This is a genomic window from Streptomyces sp. NPDC001617, assembly GCF_053596855.1.
Genome location: NZ_JBSFHA010000077.1, coordinates 46,718 through 53,193 on the forward strand (window position 1 = coordinate 46,718; position 6,476 = coordinate 53,193).

Annotated in this window: 7 protein-coding genes; 1 reads left to right on the top strand and 6 read right to left on the bottom strand. The window is 70.9% G+C overall.

All coding sequences use genetic code 11. The features are described 5' to 3' along the window. Positions 1 to 67 precede the first annotated feature (67 nt). The 3 genes from ACWC09_RS39925 to ACWC09_RS39935 all read right to left on the bottom strand — a co-directional run bounded on the left by ACWC09_RS39925 (position 68) and on the right by ACWC09_RS39935 (position 4,892). Entirely contained in the window at positions 68 to 2,929 is a 2,862-nt protein-coding gene (locus ACWC09_RS39925) for a SpoIIE family protein phosphatase (RefSeq protein WP_450855960.1), read from the bottom strand. A gap of 2 nt (positions 2,930 to 2,931) precedes the next feature. Beyond that, entirely contained in the window at positions 2,932 to 3,423 is a 492-nt protein-coding gene (locus ACWC09_RS39930; RefSeq protein ID WP_450855961.1) for a hypothetical protein, read from the bottom strand. A gap of 665 nt (positions 3,424 to 4,088) precedes the next feature. Continuing rightward, positions 4,089 to 4,892, bottom strand: a complete 804-nt coding sequence (locus ACWC09_RS39935) for a VOC family protein (RefSeq protein ID WP_450855962.1) — start codon at positions 4,890 to 4,892, stop codon at positions 4,089 to 4,091. On the opposite strand from ACWC09_RS39935, the gene ACWC09_RS39940 reads away from it, so the two are divergent. After that, entirely contained in the window at positions 4,882 to 5,085 is a 204-nt protein-coding gene (locus ACWC09_RS39940; protein WP_450855963.1) for a hypothetical protein, read from the top strand. The two genes, ACWC09_RS39935 and ACWC09_RS39940, sit on opposite strands and share 11 nt — an antisense overlap. Positions 5,086 to 5,201: 116 nt before the next feature. On the opposite strand, the gene ACWC09_RS39945 is transcribed toward ACWC09_RS39940, so the two are convergent. The 3 genes from ACWC09_RS39945 to ACWC09_RS39955 all read right to left on the bottom strand — a co-directional run bounded on the left by ACWC09_RS39945 (position 5,202) and on the right by ACWC09_RS39955 (position 6,468). After that, complete coding sequence (locus ACWC09_RS39945) at positions 5,202 to 5,639, bottom strand: hypothetical protein (RefSeq protein WP_450855964.1); 438 nt, start codon at positions 5,637 to 5,639, stop codon at positions 5,202 to 5,204. Between the two features lie 166 nt (positions 5,640 to 5,805). Then, complete coding sequence (locus ACWC09_RS39950; protein ID WP_450855965.1) at positions 5,806 to 6,234, bottom strand: hypothetical protein; 429 nt, start codon at positions 6,232 to 6,234, stop codon at positions 5,806 to 5,808. 63 nt (positions 6,235 to 6,297) lie between these two features. Continuing rightward, complete coding sequence (locus ACWC09_RS39955; protein ID WP_450855967.1) at positions 6,298 to 6,468, bottom strand: RNA polymerase sigma factor; 171 nt, start codon at positions 6,466 to 6,468, stop codon at positions 6,298 to 6,300. Between the last annotated feature and the right edge of the window lie 8 nt (positions 6,469 to 6,476).

A 6,476-nucleotide genomic window follows, 5' to 3' on the forward strand; every position in this document is an offset into this window, starting at 1 on the left:
CACATGACCAGATATCAGACATTTGCTGTCTCTCGTGCCCCCAACGGCTCAACGCCGCGCTCGGGTCTCACGCGCCGTCGAGCCCGCATTCGGCCCAGATGACCTTGCCCTCCGGGGTGTAGCGGGTACCCCAGCTCTGTGACAGCTGCGCGACGAGGAAGAGGCCGCGGCCGCCCTCGTCGGTGGTGGCCGCCCGGCGCAGGTGCGGAGCGGTGTTGCTGGTGTCGGAGACCTCGCAGATCAGGGTGCGGCCGTGGAGCAGCCGTACCCTGATGGGCCCGGCACCGTGGCGGATGGCGTTGGTGACCAGCTCGCTGAGCATCAGTTCCGCGGCGAACGCGGCCTCGTCGAGCCCCCAGTCGGCCATCTGCCGGGTGGCGGAGGCGCGGACCTCGCTGACGAGTGCCGGGTCGGCGGGCAGGTCCCAGGTGGCGATCCGATCCGGGTCGAGGGCGTGCGTGCGGGCCACGAGCAGGGCGATGTCGTCGCAGGGATGGGCGGGGGCCACGGTGTCCAGGATCGCCTGACAGGTGTCCTCTGGCGTGCGTTCTGGATGGTGGGCCAGGGCCCCGCGCAGCTGGTCGAGGACGACGTCGATGTCGCGGTGCCGGTCCTCGATGAGTCCGTCGGTGTACAGGACCAGTTGGCTGTCTTCCGGAAGGTGGATCTCGGCGGTTTCGAAGGGCAGGCCCCCGAGGCCGAGCGGGGGGCCGGCGGGCAGGTCGGGGAGCGACACGGTGCCGTCGGGGTGGACCAGCGCGGGCGGGGGGTGTCCGGCGCGGGCCATGGTGCACTGCTGCGAGGTCGGGTCGTAGACGGCGTACAGACACGTCGCGCCGATGGTGCCGACGCCGTCGGAAGCGGGGTCCTCCCGGTCCAGGCGCCCCACGAGGTTGTCGAGGTGGGTGAGCACTTCGTCCGGGGGAAAGTCGAGTTCGGCGAAGCTGCGTGCGGCGGTACGCAGCTGGCCCATCGTGGCGGCGGAGAGCATGCCGTGGCCGACGACGTCGCCGACGAAGAGGCCGATGCGGGTGCCGGACAGCGGGATGACGTCGTACCAGTCGCCGCCGACGTCGGATTCGGCGGGCAGGTAGCGATGGGCGACCTCGACGGCGTCCTGGTCGGGCAGACCGTGCGGGAGCAGGCTGCGCTGCAGGGCCAGGACCATGGTGCGTTCGCGCGTGTAGCGCCGGGCGTTGTCGATGGACAGCGCGGCGCGGGTGGCGAGTTCCTGGGCCAGCGAGCGGTCGTCGTCCCCGAAGGGGGCGGGGTCCTGCGAGCGGTAGAAAGTGGCAACGCCCAGGACGACACCGCGGGCGACCAGGGGCACCGCGATGAGGGAGTGGACGTGGCTCAGCAGCTGTTCGGTGTGCTCGGGGTCCTGCCCCAGCCAGCCCGCGGCGGCCCTCAGGTCCGGCTCCAGCGCCGCCTCCCCGCTGGTCAGACACCGCAGCTGAGGCGTGTTCGGGCCGTAGTCGACCTGTTTGCCCACAGGGCGGAAGGGACAGTCGTCGCGGATGCCGTGGACCACCGTGCGGCGCAGGTCACCGCCGGGATCGGCGGACTCCTCGCCACGCAGTACAGGCTCGGACAGATCGATGGTGACGAAGTCGGCCAGTCGCGCCACCGCCGTCTCGGCGAGTTCCTCGGCGGTGCGGCGCACGTCCAGGGTGGTGCCTATGCGGGTACTGGCCTCGGACAGCAGCTCCAGGCGGCGTCGCGCGGCCAAGGCGTACATCCCCACGTGCGGCTCCCCCACCATCACGAGCCCTCTCGTGGGAAGCGGCGAGTCGAGGCGACCGTCCGTCGCGCCGTCGACGTCGGCGGTGGTGACGCCCTCGCCGCCCACGGCGACCTGGCCGGGTACCGTGACGGAGAGATGCCCGGGCGCCACGACGCCGGGAACGGCCCCGGACGCCAGGGGGGCGAGGGCGACGGCCAGCTCGGCGGGGAGGCCCGGCGGCGCGTCGACCCAGTGCGGCACAGTGAAGGGCGCGCGCTGCGAGGCGGCGGGGAGGACGGCCTCGATGGCGATGCCCTCCACTCCGGAGGCGCTGGTCACCGGTCGGCTCACGAGCGTGACCTGCCGGCCGTCGGGCAGGGACACGGCGACCGCGGCCCGCTGCGCGCGGGAGATCAGTTCGGCGGCCTGTTCCATGATGATCGCCCGGTCACGGGGATGCAGTTCGAGGGCCAGTTCGTCCACGCCGATGCTGCGGTAAAGGCCGGCGGCGGCTTCGGCCGCGGTGTCCTGGTACGCCCGCAGCAGAGCGTGCTCACGCGCGGAACTCTGCCCCAGCAGCCGCCGCTCGACGGCCGCGGCCGCCCTGCGTATCACGATGTCCAGCTCTGGATCCTCGGCGCTGCGCGGATAACCGAAGCACAGGACCCCCTCGATGCGGCCGTTGAGCGGGTCGCGGAGGGGAAGCGCGCGGCAGGCGCTGCCCTGGGAGCGCTCGGCGAAGTGCTCGGCACCGTAGACCCGGATGAGTTGCCGCTCCGCCAGGGCGAGACCGATGCCGTTGGTACCGGCGACCTGCTCGGCGAACACGAACCCTGGAACGCTCTGAATAGCCGGGAGACGTCGGGCCAGCGACGTCTCTCCGAAACGCCGCAGGAGCACCGTCCCGCTCGCGTCGGCAACGGAGATGTTCATCGCGCTGCCGGCGAACCGGAGCTGCAGCCGGTCGAGCACGGGCACGGCCGCGTGGACGAGCCGGGCGTCCGGATCGAAATCCTCCCGGAACGGAAGGTCGGACTGGTCCGGCGACAGTCCCATGGACCGGCACCGCTGCCAGGAATTCAGGATCGACGTGCGCACACCCGCCGCGACCGGCTCGCCCTGCAAGAACCGTTCACGGAAACGGGCGGGTCCCGTGCCCTCTGTCACACGCCCCGTGGGTATGGGTTCGCCGCCGGACCGAACCACGCTCAGCCTCGCTCACACCTTAGATAGTCCACATTTCGGAAGTATCTGATATTGACGAGGATACGGGCATCAGGGACATGAGTCACGGTTCGTAAGATCTCCCACGCACGGTAACCGGACTGGTCGGTTGTCACAGGGCGGCGACGGGGTTCACGGGCGAGCCCGTCGCGCCCGGGACGTTCAGTGGTGCCACGACGAGCAGGAACTTTGAGGTCGCGCGGATAGGCGCGTTCGGGGACATCGGCAAGCAGAGCGTGCACGCGGCGGCCGGGGTGCCCGCGGAGTCGACGGGGCGTGATGCGGCAAGAAGGTACCGGCCGCAAGCGCGGCCTTGCCGTTGACGTGTTGGGCCTGGCGATCGCGGTGGTGGTGCTCGCCGCGTCCGTGCACGACGCCGCCGCCTTCATCGCGCTGCTGGACAGGGTCGCCGCCGACACCCACAGCGTGGAGAAGCCCTGGTCGACCAGGGCTTCAAGAACGCCGTCGTCGCGCACGGGGGGGGACGGTGGGCATCGAGGTGGAGATCGTCGAGCGCAACCCGGCCCAGGCCGGGTTCGTGCCGTATCCGAAGCGGTGGATCGTGGAGCGCGCCTACGGGATCTTGAGCGCATGACCGGCGGGGAGCTGACCCTCGGAGCGATGCTGGCGCGACGGGAGGAACGGGAACGGGAGAGCGCCGCGCAGGCCGAGGCGACGAGGGAGCAGGTCGCGCGGCTGACCACACGGCTGGACGAGCTCGGCCGGGCCGCCGAGGAGGTCCGGATCACCCGCGAGACGCTGCTGGAGCCGCCCGATCCGGCACCGCCCGCGCCGCCGGCCCAGAAGCTGCGGGACCATCCGGCCTACCAGCCGATCATGACGGTGTTCGCCGCGTCCGGCAGCCCGCTGCGGACGAGGCACGTGCGCGAGGCGATGAGCCTGGAGATCACGCCGACAACATCAACAACACCCCGAAAGGGCGAAACCGGGATGCAGTGGCCATGCAGGGCAGCTACGGTCCTGGCGGCCCAGGTGCAGGGGGCCGAGGGGATCGGGTCACGGCAACGTGACCCGGTTGAGCCGACTCACTGTCACGTTGCGGTGAAGGGTGAGCGGTCTCATCGAAGGTCGCATGCCCAAGGCTGCGGCCGAACTCGTTCTGGGGCAGGAGGCGCAACGGTCAGGCCGTCGTCTCCGGGGGGACGTTCCCCTGCTCGACGATCCGGATGGCGTTGCCGAACGGGTCCCGCAAGCCCATGTCGGTGCCATAGAAGTGGTCGGTGGGCTCCTGAGTGACGTCGGTGACGCCGCGGGCTTTGAGGGTCTCGTACAGCCCCCAGGCATCGTCCGTGTTGAAGACGAGACCGCCCAGGGCGCCCCTCGTGATCAGCTCGCGGAGCTGCTCAGCAGTCGCGTCGTCGTGCAACGGCGGGCCCGGCTGCTTCAGGGAGATCTCGGTGCGGCCCTCGCCAGGGACAAACGCCACCGCCAACACCTGGCCGTGGCCGGGGAACCTGGCCCGGATCGTGCCCGTGGCCACATCCCAGAGCTGAACGCCGCTCTCCCCGCCGGCGGCCGGCGTCCGGCCGTCGGGAGCGAAGGCCACCGCCGCCTGGGCACCGCCGTGACCGGCGAGCGTGGCCCTGGCCCTACCGGTGGCCGTGTCCCACAGCCGGATGGTCTCGTCGTCGCTCGCGGTGGCCAGGGTGTGCCCGTCCGGGCTGAACGTCACCGTCCACACCTGGGCGCTGTGTCCGGTGAGGCGCTGGCGCAGCGGCAGGGCGGCTGCCGTGTAGAGGCTGGTCACAGCCTCGGCGGTGGGGCTCATCCGATACGACTGGACCGCGAGCAACGAGGCCAGGTCGGGATTGGTGTCCAGCAACCCCGCGGACTGGGCGGCGAGTTGCCGCGACAACGCCGTGCGCTGCGCGTCGACCGCGCTCTGGCGCTGGGTGAACGCCAGCCCGGCGGCGGTGAGCGCCATCACGAGCAGGGCGGCCAACGCCGCGCTCAGAGAGCGCAGTCGACGGGTCGTGCGGGCCGCCGCGCGCTGTTCGGCGCCCCGCGTCCGCAGGCTCGCGGTGAGGAACTCGTGCTCCAGCGGCGCGAGTTGGGTGGCGCTGCCGGAGACGGTGAACGCGCGCCTCAGCGGCTGGTGGACGCCCGGGGGACAGTGACCGAGGTGCTGGCCGGGCCGCCTTGCGTGGTCGCGGAGCCCGCGGGAAGCGCCGTGGCGGGTTCGATGGTGCCCCGGCGGCAGACGGGCGTGTTGGCGCAGACCCTCGCCGGATTGTCAGCGGATCTTGTCGGTGCTGGAGTCTGCAGCGGGCCGGGAAGACATGCGCTCAGTCCACCACCAGGTGCCGCTTGCGGCCGCCCACCTTCTTCCCGCGTCCCACCCGGAGGTGGGACGCGGGATGTTCGCCGCTGCCCGCGCGGACTGAGAGTCCGCGATCGCGGCCATTGGATCCTGGATCCGGCCGTGCTTCTGGCGGACTCTGTCCCGCAGCTGGTCGTGGAGTTCGGCGAGCAGCCCCGTGGCCTGCCATCGGCGGGCGAAGGCGGCACGCGCCGATACGGCGCGAAGTCCCCGGGCAGGTTGGCCCATTTGAACGCCGTTGTCCACGACGTGGTGGACCGCGTCGAGCATCACACGGTGGCCGTAGCCCTCCGCCCGCCCCGCCCCTCCAGCCAGGCCGGAACGGGCAGCACCGCCCGCACGACCCGTCACTCCGCCTCCGTCTTGTCGGAGACATAGCTCGGGGTGCGCTCCGGTTGGTCTGCCGCGTTGCCGAACTGTGCATTCTGCTGCAGTGCGCCAAACCTCGCGCGATCTCCCGATCAGGAACCCAGTTCGACCAGGTCATCCACGTGATCGACAAGCGGATGGTGTCAGATCAGTCGGCGCACAGGGTCAGGTTGACCGTGTCGCCGGACTTGACGATCTTCGGGGTGTGCGGGTCCACACCTACCACCGAACCGGGCTTGCAGTTCTTGACGGCCTTCTTGGTGACGGTGCCCAGCTTCGTCTGCGTCTTCAGGAGCGCCTGCTTGGCGAGCACCAGGTCCAGGCGCGAGAAGTCCATCGGGATGGTCACGCCGTGGTCGTCGAACAGCAGGGTGGTGGCGTCGCTCTTGGTGACCGTGCTGCTCGCCGCCGAGTGCGAGCCGCCCGCGACCGAGGTGGCCAGAGCGGTTCCCCCGCCCGCCACGAGGAGGGCGGCGGCGACGGCGCCGATGCCGACGGCCCGCCTGCGCCGGGTGCGGCGCACGATCCGGGGCGCGTCGAAGTCGGGCGCCTCGGCGGAGTTCGCGTAACGGTTCATGGCGTTCATCAGTTCCTGTTCGAAAAGGTGTGCAGCCGGAAGACCGTGCGTCGCCGTACGAAGTCATCGGATTCCTTCCGTGTGCTGCCGTGGTGAAGGGTGGGAGAGTGCGGGGAACTGGCTTCCGAGCTTCTCGATCCCCCGGGCGAGCTGGGAGCGCACCGTCGACGGCGAGATGTCCAGGTCGGCCGCGATCTCGTCGTCCGAGAGGTCGTGGAAGTACCTGAGCACCACGACCGTCC

Coding starts and splice junctions, on each gene's coding strand:
- ACWC09_RS39950 (WP_450855965.1), bottom strand. CDS start 6,234: ATGAACCGTTACGCGAACTCCGCCGAGGCGCCCGACTTCGACGCGCCC.
- ACWC09_RS39935 (WP_450855962.1), bottom strand. CDS start 4,892: ATGGCGCTCACCGCCGCCGGGCTGGCGTTCACCCAGCGCCAGAGCGCG.